The sequence below is a fragment of the Butyrivibrio sp. Su6 genome (assembly GCF_900108105.1).
In the GTDB taxonomy this organism is placed as follows: domain Bacteria; phylum Bacillota; class Clostridia; order Lachnospirales; family Lachnospiraceae; genus Butyrivibrio.
The window spans coordinates 343,757-365,115 of sequence record NZ_FNUR01000002.1 but is presented as its reverse complement, the minus strand read 5'-3'; the positions used below and the strand labels follow the sequence as shown (position 1 = coordinate 365,115).

Below are 21,359 nucleotides of genomic sequence, written 5' to 3'. Positions count from 1 at the left end.
AAATCCTTTACATGATCTCTTTAACTTTTGCCATAAGCTGCTGAAGCAGATCAGCCTGAGTCCTGTTTTTCTCATCAAGGCTTCTCATAAAATGCTCTATGGAATCATCTGTAACGGCAGATTCAACGAATTCCTCCAAAAGCCTCATATAAAGAGGTGTTTTCTTCGCATAATCCCACCACAATTTTTCAATATCATAATGATAATTGGCATTCTCCCATGGTTTTGCACCGGGGAAATGCACTATTGCCACATCTTTTTTTACTTCTTCGTAGGTTATCCCTGAAGTATGCGCAACTCTTGCAAAAAGGTCATAATATGCAAAATCGACATAACCGACATTTTTCCAGTGTACCCAATTAAGAATATCCTGATCGGGCGCTTCCATCTTATAATCCCAGGCTTCAAAGGCATCAAGATATGTTTTAAAGGAATATCTCCCGCGCATTAGCTCCAGATTAAGAAGCATAACCCCCGCATTGAAATATCTATAACCATGCTTGTAGGCTTCTCTAAACATCTCGTTGTGCTTTGGACCATAGCCCTCTTTTTGATTAAAACCTCCCTTGTCATCACAGGCAATTATTTCTTTACCGGCAAAGGCCATATTATAAAGGTCATCTAAGGCTTTATTGATAACCATATCTCCATCAAGATAAAGAGCTCTTGATACACTTTTGGGCAGTACTTCAAGCATCATTAGTCTAAAATATGTTTCAATGCTCCACTGATCATTTCTTGGAAGCCTGTCACTGAACTTACTCCTATCTACCGCAACGAGATGAATATTTACGTCATATTCATCCAATGCTCCCTGTAGAAACTCTTCATCTTGCCCCGTGAGTTCACTATGTAGAAGATATGCATCAACTTTCTCTTTTGAATTAATGCCAAGGGATGTAAGCATTACAAGAGTATATGGAATATACTTTTTATTCAGTGCAGTAATTACGTTCATCCTTTTTTCTCACTTTCCAGATTGCGCAGTCCGGCGCAAGTAGATATTTCTTTTCATTTGGGAACGCTCTCTCCATCTCCTGCCTGAGAGATGTATCTCCAATGCACATAGCCAAAAGAAGTCCACCATCCTTTAGGTTTTCATAGGCCTTATGAACAGCTGCTTCCGGCTCCGGACACTTTCCTACACCATTTACAACTACCATGTCGCTTTTTCTTTCATCACACCCCTTACTATATTCTGATTCCGGCTTTAACTCAGATAAAATATTCAGGAAATGTTTTTGTATATAATCGTTGGATGCGCCATATTCGGTAATATGCTTGGCGTCCTTGCTCCTTGTATGCTCTCTTATAAACATTGTATCTAGCATCCCAAAGCAAATGTCATACCGAGATATCATCTGATCTGAGCCGCAGAATGAAGAATGGGCATCAAGATTATTTAGAATCAGCGTTGATACCGTGATATTATCAAAGTAATCGTGAAAAGGAACCCTTCCCTTGTTAGAGAACCAGTCCTCAAGATCCAGCAATACTTCATCACCCTCTTCACTTTTATAAAGATATTTAAAACCCTCCAGCACAAAGTTTCCCATATATATCCCCGGCAATCTTTTCAAGGTTAAACAGCTCTTTTCCCCTGTTATAAGAGGCTTTTGACATTTTGCTTAAGTCCCGTTCTTTGCAAAGTTCAAGAAGTATCTTAGAAAAGTTCTCTGCATCACCGATAGGAGCGCTAAGACCTGCCTCGTTTTCTCCAATGCAGTCTTTATAAGACTCTATCTGAGTGATAGCCATAACACATCCTGTACACAGTGCTTCTGTCATGGCATTTGGAACTCCACCTTCCATATCGCTGGTGGAAGCAAATATCTTGGCTCTCTCATATTCTCTGTGAAGCTCTTCTTTGTCACTTATATTATCAACTATTATGACGCGATCCGATATCTCCGAATGATATTCCATAAACATATCCAGATACTCAAACATTTCAGGATCGATGGGACCTATCAACTTTAATTTCCATTCAGGAAGCTCATGAGATACAAGCGCAAAAGCATCAAGAAGAGTCTTTACTCTTTTTTGTTCCTCTATGATCCTTCCCACATACAATATGGTGTTATCTCTATCCTCTATCGGAACATATTCCACATCACTTGTGCCTTTTACAAGGTTATAATAACCATTTCTCTCGCACTCTATGTTCCAGTCCCATTTTTCATTCAAAAACTTAGTCATAGTAGCATCGGACTGCCACATAAGGTCCATATTGTCAAAATAGCTAAAAAATGGATCTTTATAAAACACAAGTCTGTCTGCATACTCAATATTCATGTCAAGGGCACAGGTCTTCATGCACTTTGCACCAATTTCTCTTAGATACTCAGACATCAAAAGGTCATGACTTGTAACGCCGTAGAACATGAACAGATCGATATCGTCGATATTCTTTCGTATGTATTCTTTTTTAGATTCAATGGAACTATCTTCAAGAACTACAAAATTTATACCTTCAAGGTATTTGAGATATGTATACTCTTCCCCAGGACCGGTCACCAAAGTAACTTCACATCCATGATTTTTGTGAAGCAGGTACGGAACAAGTGCGATATCTTTGGCAAGTTCCACATTGTACCAAGGCCTTGGTTCCCACACAATAGATGTTATCCTATGCATTACATCTCCATCTTCCAAAACTGTATTCAAACTCGTTGTTATGCTTAATTATACACCATATACCGTTAATTTTTGTTATAATGACTAATATACATATATCGGAGGTACCTGTATGACAAATCCAAATAATACCATGTTTCCTTGCATTATTCCTGCTATCCCGGAGGATTTTAACAGGGCAAAAGATACACTCCATTACCTGTTTGAATTTCTCCCTGTAAGCAAGATCGTATTTATAGGTCCATCTTCTCTGGAACCATTAGTTAACGAAACTGACGATTCCGATCTTCAGATTGATTATATAAACGAAAACTCTCTGGTACCTTTCTCCAAGGTAAAAGAAGTTTTTGATCCAATATTAGCTGCTGCCACTACCAAGGCCATATCCACAGTAAACTGGTATTATCAGCAGTTTCTTAAGATGGCATATGCCACAGTTTGCAAAGAAGACTACTACCTTTCCTGGGATGTAGATACTATTCCTGTAAAAAAAATAGACATGTTCGCAGAAAATGACAAGCCATACTTTGATATCAAACCTGAATACAATACCAGCTATTTTGTCACCATTGAGAGACTCTTTGGTTATACCAAGATAATTCAGGACTCCTTCATATCTGAACATATGTTATTTAATAAAGATTATATGCTTGAAATGATCGATGAAATTGAGAAAACAAGTTTTGAAGGAAATGCCTTTTATGAAAAAATTCTGTCAGCTGTAGGAACCGATAATCTAAAGCTTGGTTTTTCCGAGTTCGAAACCTTTGGAACCTTTGTGGCAATGCGTCACCAATCTGCATACATGCTCAGAAAGTGGAAATCCTTCAGAAATGCCAACTTCTTTGTGGATATCTCTGATATCACTCCTGAAGATATAAAGTGGCTCTCTAAAGATTATCACGCCGCGACCTTTGAAAAATACCAAGAAACTGAAGATATGCTGGCGGGCCTCTTTAGAGATCCTCATTACAGAGAAAAATTATCTCCGGAACAGTTCTATAAAGCCATCTTAGAAAGCGGCACCATGGGTGAGTACAATGACGGCAAGATAAAAGTAGGGGACAGCTATTTTCCTATCTGAAACAGTTACAGCTTTTCATCAATGGTAACATCTATTTCAGGAAATAAATCTCTTTTCAGATTAAGAACCATGCCCATTTTCAGGCCGCTTGGCTTATCATCATTAAGTAGTATCCTCTCCCCATAGGGCGCATTAAATATGATACTGTCGTATCTGATAGAATTCCTTTTCAGGAATTCTATTGTTTTTTCACGATATTCATCTGTTCTGGATGTAATGAACACGATCATATCCTCCTTGGGAATTCCATTTAGAAATTCCTTTGCCCCAGGTAAAAAAGTGTCTTCTCCATCTATCTTGTAGCCGTTGTGCTTCACTATAGTACCATCGATATCCAATATCCAGGTATGTCCAAGCTCTGATAAAACTATATTTTCCATATCACTCCTCAAATTCATGAAGATAAATCTGTAACCACGTGCTATTAGTAAGGCCGCCATCAGCAATAAGCGGATTGTTAGTCATGTATTCGTTGTCATATTTTTTCCAATAGAACATAAGCTGCAAGGGATCAATTATGATTGCAGCATTTTTAAGAAACTCCCAGTAATGCATCAGTTCATCATCACTTTGTTCAATAATTCTTCCTAATATAGCCCTCTCATAAAAGCTTCCGGCAAGATAAGATTCCGGATCCTTATATGGGCCTATCTTTTGACATAAGGCCAGCCTCTCGTCTTTAGTATAGCCCAAAACCGAGAATACATCGTCTCTAGGGGTAAGCCTGAGCACCCTATCATACTGATATCCTGTGCCTTTCTCATCTGGATAAGCGTTTTCCAATCTCTCATCTTCACAGGAACATGAATAAAACCTTTTTATATCTCCAACAGTTCCGAAAGTCATGAAATCTGTCAGTCTGAATGGATATGTCAAAAGAGATGAATATCCGCCAAGAAACTCTATTCTGCCCTCAAGTTCCTTCCGGCGAACCGGATACAGACTCATCATATTTCTCATATAGTTCAAGAAATCCGGTAAAAAGAATCTCTGATCTGTTCTGGTCTTTAATACATATTTTATATTCTTATCTCTTTCAGCAAGTTCTATCCCCTTTAATGAACTAAGTGCCTGCAATTTTACATTTGTCTTTCCTGTGATCTCAGGCTTTTCGTTTTCTAATACTACGATTCCTACCGCTTCAACCATGTATCTCAATTCAGTTGTAACTTCACCAGCCCAGGTAGACAGGATAATAGTTGTAACAGGATACAGCCTTCTGTAGTACAAAAGAGTCTCTAATGTAAAATCCCCTTCATAAAGAACAGGACCCTGAATCACAATTGCAGTATCAGAAAGTTCAATCCTCGGATATATCTTCCTCACTGAAAAATGCCACATCTTATTCAATGTGTAATAGTCCTTACTTATGGCAGTAAGTTTAACCATATTTTTGCATATTTCTAATAAACTGGCATCTACTATGGTTTCCATCGGAGGCGCAGGAACATCAAATCTTATCTTTAGTGATATGACTCCAGCCTTATCCTTTATGATATGAAGGCGATCAACTATATTACTTTCCTCTGTCTCATCAAGACACTTTGCGTATTGCTCCATAATAGCAAGAGCATCCTGCATAAGACTTTGCAATATTTCAAGTATCCTTGCTCTTTCAGGATCTTCTATAGATATCAGCGCAATATTTGAATACTTATGTGTAGAAAAAAATTCAAAAGTCACTTCAATATATTTAGAAAAAGCAAGCATATTCTGCTGTGCAGTCGTAACAATATTTCTGAAATCATCCTGACCAACATATTGCACTGCTATTGCTGTATCTTTTTCTACCTGATTAAATTTTTCTACAACAATTTTTTTAAAAGCTGCCGAGTATTCCATCTATCTACGCCTCAATTCTCAACTGATAATATCTCGCCAATTGCTCCTCCTGGATGATTTTCCTTGAATCTATCCAATGAAACATCCATCCTTCTGGCTAGCTGCATGGCAATCATCTGTAATACGATTAAAAAGCATGTAGTGGAATTGTTGGGGATTATATTCCATGGATCGCCCTCATGCTCAAGAGGAATAATAAGCTTATTGTCTGCATACTTCACTACGCTTCCATTTTCATTACAGCTCATAAGCCACAGCTTTACACCTTTTCTCTTTTTTATTAACTCTGCCAGATATACCGACTCTGTAGTGCTTCCGCTCTTAGTGAGAATTATAAGCACATCACCCGGATGAACCAGTCCCATCTCGCCATGTACGGCAGAATTAGTGTGTAAGAATCTTGCATCGAGTCCAAGAGAAACCATCGTTCCCTCAAATTTTTCGCAAATAGGAACGTTTTTGCCAAGGCCTGATGCAATGACCTTGTGCCCACCTTTCAATGCTTTCTCACAATCAAGTATAAGCCTGTCCATCTCACTCATGGATATTCCCCGAAGTGCACTGTTGATAAAGTTCATATTTCTGGAAAAATAACTATAAGCACTTTCCATTCCAAGAGCTTCTTCAAGATAATACAGTCCATTGTAAAAAGCTCCACATATTGAGTCATAGTCTTCCCAGGCATAAGTAGTAAGGCTTAACCAAATAATAGCTAATAATATCTTAACCTGGCGTCTTGTAACTTCACCCTCTAACAAGTCAAAGAAATACTCTTCCATATTTTCCCAACTGTTAGAACCTATATCTAACGTTACATCCTTTTCCCTTATATCAAGACTAAATCTCTTTAGATTAAACTGATCGTAATTACTAAAAAGGCTATAATATAGCTTAACCCAATCATAAGCTGCATCACCATAGAACTCGGTATTCCCAAAATAACCTCTAGGATCTATGAATACAGGATCAGAGTCATGGCGAAGGACTGTGTTACTAAACGTACAATCGCCGTGAATAAGGACGAATTCCCTTGGAGCATACTGCATTACAAGGCGTTCTACTTCTTCCTTGTGGAAAAAGATATTTCTACACTCTCTACCGTTAATAGTAACCACAGGGTCATTGGCAAATGGCACAAGATTTCTAACCTTTTTTAGCCTGTCATAGGTCTTATCAAGATAAGCCACTCTATAGCTCTCCTCGTCATAGGGAGCGCTTTCCATCTGATGTATCTCTTTGAGCTTTCCAATTATCTTTTCAAGAACATATTTCTTTTGCTCAGTAGGAAGATAGGTGTATTCATAAATATTCTTACCATCAACCAATTCCATTACTAAAGGATCATAAGAATAAATTGCAGGTATTCCATCAAAGTTTTTTCCCTGCATTTTCTGATACCAGGCACATTCTCTAATTGCGAGCCTCTTACCTTGCTCATCAATACCTTCTTTTATCACCTTATCGTTATCTATAGTGATCTTATTAAAAGGCCTGCATCTCATTTTGGGAAGTTTGTTCCACTCGCTGTACAGCCCATATTCCTTAGTCCTATACAAAGGCTGTTCTTCAAATTTAAGTCCTTTTCCTTTTAAATAACGTACAAACTCTCCATCCGCAGGAATGTCATTTATAAAGCTCTTATCCTTAAATATAAAATGACCGGCAACGCCATATTCATCGCTTCGTTCTTCTACAAATTCATTATTCTCATATTTCCATCGACAGGTAAAATCTTTGGAGATACCAATGATATTGTTATCTGTTTCAGGAATCTCATAATCATCAGACAGCACAAGATCGCACCAGATTAACATAAACCTTTCACCGTCCGGTACATAACTGAGTGCATCCGAAAGTCCAGCGCATGTTCCTGCATGCCCAGTCCCCGACACAAGCTTATAATCTACTGTGGCAAATTCACGCAAATAACGTTCAAGAACATCAAATTTATAGTCTCCGATGATTATGTATTTCTTTTCAGGATATTTTTTAAATAAGTGAAAAATCATTGGAAGGTTATTTACCGGAACCAAAGCTTTTGGCTTATTTCTGGTAAGCACCTGCATTCGGGATCCTTTTCCTCCTGCCTGAACGATTATATAATCAAGCATATTGCCTCCTTTGCTGAATTAGTAAACTCTTGCAACTATCTGTCTTTCGTACTGCTCATCCTTTACATCTTCTATCTGCCTTCTTTCACCGATCTCATCATTATTGCAGTATTTGTAAGGGATATTGACCTCATACAGACTTGATAAGCCTCTTTTATATTTTTCATAGATCAGATCTATATGTCCAATGTCTACAGCCTGATATCCGGCTTTGCACAGGTCATATGCCAAAACTGTTGCTGTAGGACCAAGAGAGATCAAAAATAGTGTATCTTCATCCCTCTTTATTGCCTCATCATAAATCTGCTGATATTTTTCAAATGCATTTTCAGAAGGTGCCAGAATTCTTGTTATCTCTAAAGCACCATTTAAAAGGTCATTTCCAACACCCATTCTGGTGTACTGGCCTTCTATTATGGTGACTTTTCTTTCTTCCCAGATTTTCTTAAGGAGATTAACATCCCCGTCATTTTCCATTCTATGCATAACTCCATTGGCATAGATCTTGTCTTTTTTTAAAAGTTCAGAATGGAAACGTCTGACCATAGGTCTCATATACGCTCTTACGCCATCTGCATCATCTTCTTCAAGGCCTTGCAATGAACTATAGAAATTAGGATTAAGACCAACCAAAAGATCAGGAACATCTACCTCTAATACTTCCCGCAGCCTCCTTCCAAGTTCTTCTGATTCGCCTTGGAAATTCCATCTTTTGGTCCCGGCTATTGCAGCAAACTCGCCGTCCCCCAGCCTTGCAACAGATTTCTTTTCCTCGATAATAAGACGGAGAGTCTCTTCGATTGACAGCATCTTCGGATAAATAACATCCACCTTGTAGTCAGGTGCCGCAAGCTCATAAGGAAGGCTGTCTATCCTATATCTGTTTATCCTTGCCATCTTATAGATCGCAGCAATCTGTGCCTCTGTGTTTTCATCAGCTGATTTACGCCCTTCAATTATCTGAATGAGCTGTGACAATAATCCATTTATCTCAGACTGCCACTTTACCAAAGCCTCATTTTCCTTTTCCAGATCTTCTATTTTTTTTTCAAGTTCAGAATGATCCATTCCTACTCCCCTACAGTTTAAATGTTTTCTACGATCGCTTTTAATAGTTCATCTTCCCACTCAGATCTGTACTGGTATGACTGTAAAGATTCCAGAGCATTTAATTGATATAAATGGTCAGATATATTGGCGTTTCTTTCCATTACAAGTCCGTCAATATCCTTATATGTAGGATGTAAGCAGGTGATATTACCCTCTCCAAGAGCAATCAAATCAAGTATTCCGCTCCTGAAACCAATAAATCTCTTAAAGGATCTTGATAAATTGTATAACTCTACCAATTTGGTTGATAAAGGCTTGGTTCCTTCAACTAATGTTTCATAAGGGAGATTGTTGTAATTACAATAGACCTCATAGCCCTTATCTTTTATCATATCAGCCATCTTTTTCCAAAATGACTCTGGAATATCTCCTGGTTGAGACTTGGCTGTAGGAAGAATCATGACTGCATTGCTATATTTGCTGGCACTTTCCGGAGGATTTGGTGCTATGGCACCATTCTTTATGCAATCGTCATCAAGTCCCAAAAAATCCCGCCTTGATTTGTTCATGAAATCATGGTCTCTGGGCCCCATAAATGTGAAATAAAAGGACACACCTGATTTATTAAGTGAAATTGTATAATGGAAAAAGCCATACCTGATATGATCTGAATACCATAACTGGTTAAATCCGATATAAGACTGTAATGCTGTAATTTCCTCAGCTTTAAGTCCCAGCACATCATCTATCTGCGTAAATAGCCGTGCCAGTTCAGTTTGATATTCAGGAACTACTGCCAATATCTGCTTGCAGCCATACTTTTTCTTATAAGCATCCAAAAAAACGAAATCCCAAAGCGTATCACCAATATGTTGAGGAATGATGATAACATCCATTCCTTCCGGTCTGTTTTCCTTTAAAGCGTTATATATTTCCTCACCCTTTAGATATTTCTCTGCAAGTGCAGCAATTCTTGCCTGAAAAACACTATCCATATGCTCCTCCACTTATATAAGTTTTTTTAAACTGCTGAATCCTATGTGCGCAGGATTGTAGTAATCAAATGTAAGTCTGTGTATAGCTTCGATATCCTGATCTTTATCTTCAAAAAGAGTTTCTACTCCTTTTCTGATATTGATTAGCTTTTCTACCTTCTCATTGCTACTTAAAATAAGGTTATGGCTGATCTTGAGCACCAGTTCTTCTATATCTTCAAAACGATTTTCCAAAATTAGCACATCCCTTAGATCGTTTGTATAAGCAAATATCTCTCTTAATTTCTCTTCTAAAGTCAGCTTGCAGCTATCATAGGTATATGAAACAAGTTCTCCTGTGAAATTCGCTATTCTTATCTGTCTGAACATGCTAAGCGCCTTCTCATCCAGCACCCCATATGTGGCAAAAAGTTCAATGCTCTTAAGATAAAAATCGTTATACATGCTGTGGGAATACGAATAGTATTTATCCACAGATGCATTCATACCTGATACATCCACATATGAGTTAAATCTGTACAGGCACTTTGGGTAATATGCAAAAGAATGAACCTTTGGCAAAACCTGAAGATTAAAGAAATAATCCGCTCCAAAAATATCGTTTCTAAAACGGATATCCTTAATGACACTCTTTTTATACACATTAAGCTGATTATTAAGAAGCCCTGCCCTCATGATGTTTCCCCAGCTGTACCTGCACTCTGCGTCTCCTTCAAATACAAAAGGCTCCTTACTGTACTCTATAACACTGTCAGCATCCTGACTCAGAATATTCTGATTCTCGTCGCACTTTGTAGTATTAACCGCAAAAAGAAACATATCTGTACCAAAGCACTTTAAGTAGTTTGCTGCTGTCATCAGTGCATCCGGCATAAAGAGGTCATCTGAATTCAGAAAAGTAACATAGTCTCCCTTTGCCATGGAAACACCTATATTAAGGCTTTCGTAGATCCATTCATCTGCATGGATAACACTTATCCTGTCATCAGCCTTTGCATAATCATCAGCAAGGATGCCGGTTTTATCGGATGATATCCCCTCCACGATGATAAGTTCCCAGTTTGAGTATTCTTGTTTTAGGACACTTTCAACCGCTTTATGGAAAAATCTCTCATTATTCTTAACAGGCATCACAACTGATATAAGAGGCCCACGGGCATATGCCTTTCTATCCACCGTGGTTAGTACTGTATATAGCTCATCTACTATTTTTTTATAGTCGTATTTATCACGATAATCTTTAAAGGAGTTTTTGCATTTTCCTTTGAGTTTTTCCTGATCCAGACATAAACTTCTAAGAGCTTCCGCCATAGCATTGGCATTTCCGGTAGGCACCACTTCACCGTTTTGACCGTAACCGACAGTCTCTTTGGCTATATCAATATCTGTAAGAGCCAATGCGCATCCGGCACTCATAGCTTCAGGAAGCACGTTTGGAAATCCTTCGAAATCTGAAGTAAGTGCAAAGATCTTGCCGGCAAGAAATTCTTCATGGAGCGCCCTTTTATCTGTTATCTCGCCGGTAAATACAACTTTCTCTTTAAGGTCAGGGTTACTTACATAATACTCATCTACATATCTCTTAAATTCTTCTGCGACCGGTCCTACCAGTTTGAGCGTCCAATCAGGGAATTCTGCTGCTATCTTTGCAAAAGCTTCCAATAAGACATCATTCCTCTTTTGCTTTGAACCAATCCTGCCAACAGTTAATATCTCATTTTTTTTGGAGTCAAAGTCAGGTTCAGTAACAGGTCCTACACCAACCGGATAATATCCGCATCTGACAACATCGATATCCATCTTCCACTTTAAAGCTATGAATTTCTGCAAGTTTTCGGTTGTTGTTGATATCACATCACAATTTTCATAGAAATCATCATACTTCTTGTCAAAGCGTGGAATGTTATTTACCCAATAGGAATTGGCATCAAGTGCCAGATAGATAATTCCATAGGGATTAACCTTCCTATAAATCTTGGAAACACTTATGTTATCCTCATATGTTCCATAAAGCATAAGGCAATCAATAGAGCTTCCATTTTCCTCTAGCCATTTTCCCTTGGACTTAAGATCATAGCTATCAAGCTCAACCATCTCTGTTCCGGAAACGAATTCCTTAGATGGATAATTTCCGGTTTTATCAAGTCCTACAAGATAAACCTTGCAACCTTTTTCCTTGTACAAAAGATAAGGAACAAGTCCTATAGCCTTAACAAGCTCAGAATTATTAAATGCTCTGTTGTGAGGTGTCATTGCCGCAACAGTGTGAATTGTACGTTTTACTTCTTTGCTTCTTTTAGGAATAATGTATTCAGGCGCCATGCCAGGCTTATAATCTGTCAAAACATCTATCATGTCAAAATTGTAAGTATCACAGTCTTCATAAAGGCCTTCCTCATGACCTTTAACCACAATAAATGCGCAATCATCTTTTTCAGGTATATTCCCACCAGAAAGAAGAGACACCACTTTTAGATCACAGCCACTGATCTGTACATCATTGGTACCAGCAAAAATGCACTCAGAATCTGGATGCATTTCTTTTACCGCTCCGTCAATAAAAGAGGTAAGCCATTTAATATCACTACCTACGCAGACAACCCTTATAGCATCAGGTGTTTCCATAGCCTTTTTTATCACCAATAAAATGATCATAAAAAATGCTTCAATAAGGCCCTGATTACCACTAAAGGAACCCGAAAAGAACTCAAAAGACCGCTTTACTATGGCGTCTATGGACTTATCTGCACTATGAAGAGGAATTCTGCTATAGTTCTTCAAATTGTCTTCATAGGAAAAGATTTCCTGGAGCTCCCCATTATTTTCATACCAATATTTAAAATCTGAATATGTTACTCTCCCCATTTTTCACCTATCATAACGCCATCTTCATTTAAAAGTGATGATAGCATTGCCATCAAGACTTCATCCTCCGGATTTTTCTCCACAAGGATAACGTCAAAAGAGCCTTCTCCATAGAAATCTATGACTTCTTCTATTCCGGGAAGGATGTTCTCTGTTTTTTTTGCAATTTCAGCCATTTTGCTGTCAGGCTCGATTCCAACTATCTCGCTCTGATAATACAGGTATTTAAGTGCTTTGATATCTGCACCGATACCGCATCCATAGCACATGATCATAAGTCTGTCAGAAGGATCTTTATTTATCTCTTGAATAAGTGACAAATTTACATGCTTAGCAGCCTCTACATCAAAGCCCCTTTCCTCAGACAGTTTATCTATCTGCCCTTTGGTGTCACCCTCTTCTGACTGAAGACTGGTATTGTATATAAAGCTGTTTCTTACAAGCATTGATCTATAGCCATTTTCTAATAACTTAAGGGCAAATGCTTCATCTCCAACTGCCTTTAAAGAGTAGCCCTCTTCCATGCCATGGACTTCATTCCAAACACTTCTCTTTATTAGCATGGCATAACTTGATAGCGATACCCTCTCAATACATGGGCGTTCCATAGGTATGTTATTTCTCATACCAAAATCCATGTACTCTTTTTCTGTGTCATACCGTGCATCAATGGTTTGCTTGTTAACTGCAAGATTAGATACGCAGCCAACTGCTCCTATATCATTTTGCGAATAAAGAGCTGATTTCAGGAAATATAATGTATCAAAAGCAAGCCTCGTGCTGCTGTCAAGAAGAAGTATGTCGCAGTCGTCAAAGTCCTGACCGGCAAGTTCCCTGATAGCCTTATTTATCCTTGCGCCATAGGTTAAGCTGTCATCTTTTCCTGCATAAACTATGGTATAGCTATCAGTATTAAGAGCGCTTTCAATACTTGCCTTACACCCATCCAAATCTTTTTTATCCGAATTATCAGAAATGACGATTACTACGCGTCTGTCCCTGTCATTTGTCTTGGCAAAATCTCCGGAATTTACATTTCCACTCTGCTTTGCGAGGATGTCATCCTGCCAGATTTCCTTGTACCCATCCGCAAATTCCATCTGCGCAAGCTGAAGCATCTTCTTGGCAGACAACTTTTCCTGATACTCTGGATTATCAAAGAAATTCTTGTTATCTTCTCTGACTTCCTGGCCTTTTTCAAAAGAAATTGCATCAAAGTCTTTGCTAAGCCAGGCAAAATCTCTATCGCATATGGTATTTAGATCAAAGAACATGGCTCCCATTCTAAAGGAATGCCAATCCCTCAGCTTATAAACCGATGGATAACGAAGCGCCACATAAGTGCCATATGTTTCAAATTCACTAAATGAAGAATCAAATATCTTATCCGGCTCTATGGCATTAATGATCTTTTCCCAGAATTTCTCTCCTTCTATGCTTTCATTTTTCTCAATGTCAGCAACAAGGTTCTTCATAATATCGCATCTTATGAGCATGTGCTCTGAGATAAAAGATCTTTCTATTACCTTCTTAAATCCGGGAAGTATCTTTCCTAAAGTTTCAAAGTATTCAGGATGATACTCATGCTTTAAATCTATATAGGGTTGCCCGGTTTCGGTGCTGAACATATTGATGTGTCTACAAGGAACCGTATCTCCATCCCAAACCATATAGTATTCATCCTTGCACAAGAAAGCATACTGCATCTTAAGAAACTGCTGATAATACCAGCCTGTTATTCCTCTGGGAAGTTCTTTACCTCCAAGCACATCTGCAAGCCTCTTGCTTAATACCTGATGAACATCATTAAATGCTATTACATCATTTTCGTTAACCCATGTTATATAGTCACGAATCTTTTCATTAGAATAAGCCACATCTCTAACCGCTTCATTTCCAATAAAGCAGATCTTACCGTAGGAATAATTATCAATGAGTCTTCTGTACATACCAAGAAGTCTCTGGCAATCTGGAGCTGTTACAACTATCAGTACATCGAAATGATTGTCTTTTTGCATAAGTTACTCCTTAATGCTTTTATCCTATTCTTCAGCCAAGTCCATGAGCTACAACGTCATACTCTTCAAGCTTTTTAGGTAATGCCTCGATGCTCGGATATACTGGAATGCATGAAATGGCAAATTTCCTTGCTGCCTCATTTTCCTCTACTCCGCATACATCAGCATTTGGATAAAGATAATGAATATGTCCTAACATATTCCCACATCCCGACCCTATGTGAACCAAGTTAAAACAGCTTTCTTCTGTATATCCTTTATATGCAAGACTCATAATGAAATTGTATTCATTACGGCTCATTCCGGCATAAAGAGTGCTGTCAAAGCCCCACTTTTCTATTACGATCTTTCTATGCTTAACAAATAGTTCGTGAGGATTCTCAACTCTAATAAAGCTCTGACTTCCAACATGATATATAAACGCGTTATGACAGACCATAGTTCTATATCCCAGATACCTTATATGAAGACAAATATCATCGTCTTCCACATAGCCGGGATTAAAACGCTCATCAAATCCACCTGTTTTATTCCAGACTGCTTTCCTGATAAGAAGCGCAAAGCCGCATAGCTTACTCTGCTCCTCAAGGGGCCGCTTTACATAGACATTAAAGTCTGCCCCATGCTTAACGTATTCTTCAGGATCATCAAATTCAACTTCATGAATCTGATCAGCATCAGCATAATTCTGGACAGCTCCAACTGCACCTATATCATCTGCTTCATAAAGTCCCATTCTCATCCAGAAAAGTGCATTGGCAGGTACTCTTGTATCGTTATTTAAAAAGAAAACATCATAGTCATCGGATATATACTGACATGCAGCATTATTGCCGCCGGAAAAACCAAGGTTTGTATCATTTAAGATAACCATGGCTTCATCGTGATTCTCACCCCATTCAGAGAGCCACTTCGCTGTTCCGTCTTTGGAACCATTATCAAATATCACAAGCAGATAATCATTTGGATTGCAGTTGTTATATATGCTCTCAATGCATCTCTGAAGCAAAAATAAGTTGTTATAAGACAATATAACAATTGCTGTCTTTTTTACCTTTATTTCATTATTACCGATAAGGTTATTTTTCTTATCTTCCAGCACATCTCTTGCGCTTACATCATCACAAAGGAAACGTGCATTTTCATAGCACAAATAGGCCTGATCCACATTCTTATCAACAAGACTGTCTCCAAGCTTCTCATATTCTTTATAGGTATCTTTGCTAAGGTATTTGAGCCTGTCTTCAATGACGATTCCATCAGAACCGGAATACATACCGGTATGCTCATTGACTGCGGAGCTTTCACTATCTCCCCAGGTCTCTTTGTACCCTTCCTTATATTCAAGCTGCGCTGCCTCAAGCATTTGTCTGGCAGTGAGTTTTTCCTGATAATACGGGTTATCAAAGAGATTTTTGTTATCTTCTCTGACAAAATGACCTTTTTCAAAAGATATTGCATCAAAATCCTTGGAAAGCCAGTCAAAATCTCTGTCAGAAATAGTATCTATAGAATAGAAAGTCCCTCCCTGTCTAAAGGAATGCCACTCTCTAAGCTTGTACATGGATGAATATCTGAGGGCAACAAAGGTGCCATAGGTTTCAAATTCACTAAAAGCAGAATCCTGTATCATTTCTGCAGGAATTGCCTCAATTATCTTTTCCCAGAATTTATTGCCTTCGAGAGAATCATTCTTTTCTATCTCCTGAATAAGTTCCCTCATAACCATAGTATTTATGAGCATATGCTCTGATATGAAGGATCTCTCTATCACCTTTCCAAATCCCGGAAGTATTTTACCTAAGGTTTCAAAGTACTCTGGATGATATTCATGCTTTAGATCCAGATACGGTTTTCCTGATTCTTCCTGGAACATTTCAATCTTATGACAAGGAATAGTATCTCCATCCCAAACCATGTAGAACTCATTTTCACATTGTAATGCGTACTGCATCTTGAGAAATTGCTGATAGTACCAGCCTGTAATTCCCCTTGGCAGTATTCTTCCGGCCAGAAGCTTTTCCATCTTTTTGGTCATGCAGGCATGTACCTGATCAAAACTTATAAGCGAATCTTCGTTTATAAACGACACTCTGGAGTTATCCAACGTACTATTACCTATGACATTTTTAACTTCATCAGTTCCAACAAAAAAGATAGTACCAAAATCAATGTTTGCTACCAGTCTTGGATATAATGGCAAAAGCCTCTCGCAATCTTTTGGTGTAATTACCACTAAAGTATTGATGTTAGTTTTTTCATCTTTTTTTTCTAAAAGATCCCCTAGTTCCATGATAAGCTTGTTTTCCTTTTCTCTATCATATGCAAAATTGTGGATCTCATTGCCGCCAAGGGCTTGTGGATTCGATGGAAACTCATATATTCCATTTCCTTTATCTATCCATTGTTCAGAATAGATTATTGCTAAATTAGCACCGCAAGCTGTCAGATAGTCACATATTCCACTCCTAAGCCCAATAAAAAGATCAATATACCGTGATAATTCCTGCAATTCATCAAATGACGAAGCAAGTGGAATTGTTCCGGGAATCATCACTTCCGACTCAAGATTGTTATAGTTTGTGTAAACTTTTTTTTGATAATTATCTGAAATATATCTTGCTAAGTGTTCCCAAAAATCTATATCAATCGGTTTGAAAGTATTTGCGCTCGGCATTAGAACAACAGAGTTTGAATAGTCTTCTTTTTTCTTTTTATCTATAGAGATTTCTGCGTGCATTCTTGATGGTTCGACATCCACACCAAGTCCTAAAATGTTCTTCCTTTCCTCGCAGATATCTGAATAATCTTCCAGATAAAGTGAAAGCGTATAGCTATCTTTATTCACAATAATAAATTCTCTATGGTTTCCTAAAACTATATGATTCTGATTCCATAGTTCATTTCTGACTATATAAAGCTCTAATGCTTCCATTTCTGCCGGAGTAATATCAAAAGTTGCATCAATAGCAGGATATTTTTGTACTATGCTAACTTGTGTAGTTTTCACAACATACATCAATCTGCATTTATTCTTTAGCTTATAAGCTTCCGCATATGCTGCCAGCCATACTGTATCCCCAAGCTGTGCCGAACAAATAATTACATCTGTGTTTTCAGGCCGTTTATCCTTGAGAATATTGTAGATTTCTTCTCCAACAATGTATTTATCATTGAAAAAAGTTATAAATTCACTCCATTCCATATCCTTTTCCTTGCAACCATATAATGAATTATTGGCATGATAACCACTCCAAAAAGCTTACCCTTCCTATTCCTCCTCCATGTTCATATCCACTGCTGTTATATTCTCTATCCTTATATTCATCGTCATTATATTTCTGCCAAAGAAGGTCAATGGTACTTCCATCCACTATTATAAAAAGTTCATTTCTGTAGTAATCACTATCCTCAATTGTGAATTTAAGTTCATACCCTAATTTTTCCAGGTAATAACTTGCAAACCAGGCTTCAGCAAAGCGAAGTCTTCCGAATTGTTCTGCATTGATCCACTCTACATGCGAATCTTTTCCCCAATCTCTTGTATCAAGTGGACAATCAAAATAATTTTCCACATCATCTATGTCGCCATAGATAAACATGTCGCAGATATTATAAACTCTGAATGAAAGTGTAGTTGTGCTGATAGCTATAAGTCTTTCCTTTTGAGTTGTTTTTATCTTTAATGGAAACTGTTCTAAAAGCTTTTCCATATAGAAAAAGAGGTTAGGTGTATGGAATCTCTGATCAGTTCTAGCCTTACACACTCTTTCGCAGCCAAGTTCTCTTGCTTTTCTGATTCCCTCTATTGAGGATAATGCCTGATAAGCACAATTAGCATATCCTGGTTTTTTGGGAGGTTCATTGAGCAGAACTATAGCCCCCAATTCTTCAAATTTATCTTTTTGATTCTCTTCACTTTTCCAGGTAGATAAGATTACCTCGCATTCCGGGTACAGCAATCTATATAGTTTAACTGATTCATAAGTGAAGTCATCTTCTTTTTTTATTGGTCCTTGTAAAACAATAGCTGTTTTTAACTTAGCCTGCTTGTGAGACCGTATTCCAATCTCATCAGCCTTTTTGGGTCTATATACCTTAGTCAAAAACTCTCCATCATCATGTATTCTTTCTGTCCTGTTGATGACAGTCAGTGATGTTTCTAACAGTTCAATTCCCTTATCATAGAGAAATTCAATCTCATCCGCATCATCTATATCAAAACTCTCAAATCTATCCAATAACTGTTCCATAAGCTCAATATACTCAGAAAGCTTATATATTGCCGCACTTTCATTCTCATAATAAAAAGTCATGGATTCCCTAACTGCTTTTGATGAACTTACCAGCATTCGAATAATATCAATTGCTAACGAAAATTCGAGATTACAAATGCTATTTTTTTCTTTTTTATGTGCTTCGATAATCTTCGATAATCCATCCATAATCAAGTCTTTCATGCAATTTCTCCTAATAAGTCATATATAATTATTTTACCATATTGCGTGTATAAATGTGCAAAAAAAGGACTTCAGATTGCTCTGAAGCCCTCTTGGTAGTCTGCAATGTTTGCAATAGACTGCTTGTTCATTCGAACAATAACAATAATTAACCGAGAAGTGAAAGAACACCCTGATTAGTCTGGTTAGCCTGTGCCAGCATTGACTGTCCAGCCTGTGCAAGGATGTTGTTGTTAGAATACTTAACCATCTCGGTAGCCATATCTGTATCACGGATAAGTGATTCAGCAGCCTGAGTATTCTCAACTACGTTATCAAGGTTCTTGATTGTGTGCTCAAGTCTGTTCTGGATAGCACCAAGATCAGATCTCTGCTTTGAAACTGACTCAAGAGCTGACTTGATAGATGTGATAGAACTCTTTGCTACGTCATGTGAGCTAACAAGAAGCGCGTTAACACCAATCTTTGTAGCACTCATCTCTTTGATACAGATGTTGATCTGGTTCTTTCCACCAGTCTCAGATCCAACCTGAAGGTTCTTGTTAGTAAATGTACCATCAAGAAGATTCTGATTGTTGAACTGAGTTGCAGCTGATGTACGAGAAATTTCAGATGAAAGTGCATCAAGCTCTGACTTGATATAGCCACGGTCAGTTGATGTTAAAGTGTCGTTTGCAGCCTTTGTTGCCAGCTCGTTCATTCTCTGAAGCATATCATGAACTTCGTTGAGGGCACCTTCAGCTGTCTGTACAGAAGAAATACCATCCTGAGCGTTTGCAGAAGCCTGTGTAATACCTCTGATCTGACGTCTCATCTTTTCAGAAATTGAAAGACCTGCTGCATCATCTGCTGCTCTGTTGATCTTGTAACCAGATGATAACTTCTCACTTGACTTTGCCTGAATACCAGTTGTAATTCCAAGCTGTCTGTTTGCGTTCATCGCTGTGACGTTGTGTTGTACTACCATAATATTATTCCTCCTTGAATATGTACGGCAGCATCCTTGCTGCTCGTGTGATTGTTTTGAAATAGTAGTTAGTGCTGGCCTAAATACTATCTCTGTTTTGTATTACACCTTTATTATCGACCATAAATATAAAAACTTTACACCTAACTTTATAAATTAATTATAAATTTTAACCCAATCCTCTAGCTTACTTGGTTTATTAATTCTATGCCATTGTACATCCTCCGGATTACGGCAATACCTGCATCTTTCAAAAGGAATCGCTAATCTTCTTTTTATGTTTTCTGTAGTCAATCCCTCTTCATAAAGATCTATAGCACCATCTTCAGGCAATTGCTTATTAAAGTACCTATTAAAATATTTCGTTGTAAACGGCAAAAAACAGGCCGCGATTTTCCCATCATACAAATTATTACAATTCTTCTGAAAACAGTTTTTAAATTTCACACCTGTACCTTCATCGCTGTTAGCCTCAAGACTTTGCTGCTTGCGAAAGACTGTCGCCATTTGAGATATTGCAAAGGGCACATCTTTGATTTCAAGAAAACTCCTTATCTCTTCAATTTTATCCTGCATTACTGGATAATAAGATACCCAAATCCCCGAATTGTTCCCGCAATCTTTAAGAGCTTGAAAAAATGAATCCGGCATATTGCGAAGCAGCAGGCCATTAGTGACAACGTGAATTGCCGAATCGGGATATATCTTATGTACCAGCTTTATGTATCTTACTATTTCGGGATTGAGAAGAGGTTCACCGCCCAAAATACGTATTAGTCCTATGTCTTCTATAAAAAATTTGAGTTTACTTATATCTTTCTCAAACTTATTGAAATCTGGAAAAACCGGCTCTTCAACCAGGCCCGAATAATGCTCACAATCAGCACAATTCAGATTACAGTGATCTGCAACATGAAATTCCAAATAGGGTAGCATTTTAGACTCGTAATAGGGTTTATAATAATCAAGAATAGTTTTTTCTTTATCATCGAGTTCTTGACATTTTCCCGATATATATACATTTTCTAAAGAAATCCCTACCTTCAATAAATTCCCCAAATAATCTTCCTGTCCTATGTAATTTTCAAAAGGTATTATAACCGCGCCTATATCCCCGCTTTCTACAAATACTTTTGCAGTACCTGTTGATAAAACCGGCAAAAATCCATCTGCATTGTCTTCATCATATGGATTCCAGTATGCAACCACGGCAAGTTTCTCTCCTCCATACTTTAAAGCTATCCGATTATAAGTTTCTTTGATAAAATGTTCATGGAATTTCGAAAACTCATTATTCATATATATAACTACAGGTATCATGTGCCCTCCA

The 21,359-nt window shown here is 37.9% G+C and carries 15 protein-coding genes; 1 reads left to right on the top strand and 14 read right to left on the bottom strand.

Annotation, left to right across the window (positions count from 1 at the left end; translation table 11 throughout):
- Positions 1-7: 7 nt before the first annotated feature.
- Genes C4S54_RS03980 through C4S54_RS03970 form a run of 3 tightly spaced genes read right to left on the bottom strand, consistent with a single transcriptional unit; the run spans position 8 to position 2,637 of the window.
- The gene (locus tag C4S54_RS03980; protein ID WP_103868371.1) at positions 8-958 is read right to left on the bottom strand and encodes a glycosyltransferase family 8 protein; all 951 of its coding nucleotides are present in this window, start codon (positions 956-958) and stop codon (positions 8-10) included.
- Complete coding sequence (locus C4S54_RS03975; RefSeq protein WP_103868370.1) at positions 933-1,556, bottom strand: hypothetical protein; 624 nt, start codon at positions 1,554-1,556, stop codon at positions 933-935. The genes C4S54_RS03980 and C4S54_RS03975 overlap by 26 nt, the downstream gene beginning before the upstream one ends.
- Complete coding sequence (locus C4S54_RS03970) at positions 1,528-2,637, bottom strand: glycosyltransferase family 4 protein (protein WP_103868369.1); 1,110 nt, start codon at positions 2,635-2,637, stop codon at positions 1,528-1,530. Before C4S54_RS03970 ends, C4S54_RS03975 begins: the two co-directional genes overlap by 29 nt.
- A 112-nt stretch (positions 2,638-2,749) precedes the next feature.
- Between C4S54_RS03970 and C4S54_RS03965 the strand changes: the two genes are divergently transcribed.
- Positions 2,750-3,721: a DUF6492 family protein gene (locus tag C4S54_RS03965; RefSeq protein ID WP_103868368.1), complete on the top strand. Its 972-nt coding sequence runs from the start codon at positions 2,750-2,752 to the stop codon at positions 3,719-3,721.
- 5 nt (positions 3,722-3,726) lie between these two features.
- On the opposite strand, the gene C4S54_RS03960 is transcribed toward C4S54_RS03965, so the two are convergent.
- The 11 genes from C4S54_RS03960 to C4S54_RS03905 form a co-directional block, all read right to left on the bottom strand.
- The gene (locus C4S54_RS03960; RefSeq protein ID WP_242973735.1) at positions 3,727-4,101 is read right to left on the bottom strand and encodes an HAD family acid phosphatase; all 375 of its coding nucleotides are present in this window, start codon (positions 4,099-4,101) and stop codon (positions 3,727-3,729) included.
- A 1-nt stretch (position 4,102) separates the two neighbouring features.
- Positions 4,103-5,563, bottom strand: a complete 1,461-nt coding sequence (locus tag C4S54_RS03955; RefSeq protein WP_103868366.1) for a WavE lipopolysaccharide synthesis family protein — start codon at positions 5,561-5,563, stop codon at positions 4,103-4,105.
- An 11-nt stretch (positions 5,564-5,574) separates the two neighbouring features.
- A complete protein-coding gene (locus tag C4S54_RS03945; RefSeq protein WP_242973734.1) occupies positions 5,575-7,674 on the bottom strand; it encodes an SIS domain-containing protein in 2,100 nt (699 codons plus the stop codon).
- A gap of 18 nt (positions 7,675-7,692) precedes the next feature.
- Positions 7,693-8,742, bottom strand: coding sequence for a GT-D fold domain-containing glycosyltransferase (locus C4S54_RS03940; protein ID WP_103868365.1), 1,050 nt, complete (start codon positions 8,740-8,742; stop codon positions 7,693-7,695).
- A 17-nt stretch (positions 8,743-8,759) separates the two neighbouring features.
- The gene (locus C4S54_RS03935; protein ID WP_103868364.1) at positions 8,760-9,719 is read right to left on the bottom strand and encodes a hypothetical protein; all 960 of its coding nucleotides are present in this window, start codon (positions 9,717-9,719) and stop codon (positions 8,760-8,762) included.
- Positions 9,720-9,731: 12 nt separating this feature from the next.
- Complete coding sequence (locus C4S54_RS03930; protein WP_103868363.1) at positions 9,732-12,584, bottom strand: glycosyltransferase; 2,853 nt, start codon at positions 12,582-12,584, stop codon at positions 9,732-9,734.
- Positions 12,572-14,602 (bottom strand): DUF6492 family protein, encoded by a 2,031-nt coding sequence (locus C4S54_RS03925; RefSeq protein ID WP_103868362.1) that lies wholly within the window; start codon positions 14,600-14,602, stop codon positions 12,572-12,574. Before C4S54_RS03925 ends, C4S54_RS03930 begins: the two co-directional genes overlap by 13 nt.
- Positions 14,603-14,633: 31 nt before the next feature.
- The gene (locus C4S54_RS03920) at positions 14,634-17,807 is read right to left on the bottom strand and encodes a glycosyltransferase family 2 protein (RefSeq protein WP_103868361.1); all 3,174 of its coding nucleotides are present in this window, start codon (positions 17,805-17,807) and stop codon (positions 14,634-14,636) included.
- Positions 17,808-17,835: 28 nt separating this feature from the next.
- Positions 17,836-19,062, bottom strand: a complete 1,227-nt coding sequence (locus tag C4S54_RS03915) for a WavE lipopolysaccharide synthesis family protein (protein WP_103868360.1) — start codon at positions 19,060-19,062, stop codon at positions 17,836-17,838.
- A gap of 148 nt (positions 19,063-19,210) precedes the next feature.
- Complete coding sequence (locus C4S54_RS03910) at positions 19,211-20,029, bottom strand: flagellin N-terminal helical domain-containing protein (RefSeq protein WP_103868359.1); 819 nt, start codon at positions 20,027-20,029, stop codon at positions 19,211-19,213.
- A gap of 156 nt (positions 20,030-20,185) precedes the next feature.
- Positions 20,186-21,349 (bottom strand): radical SAM protein, encoded by a 1,164-nt coding sequence (locus tag C4S54_RS03905; RefSeq protein WP_103868358.1) that lies wholly within the window; start codon positions 21,347-21,349, stop codon positions 20,186-20,188.
- Positions 21,350-21,359: the final 10 nt, after the last annotated feature.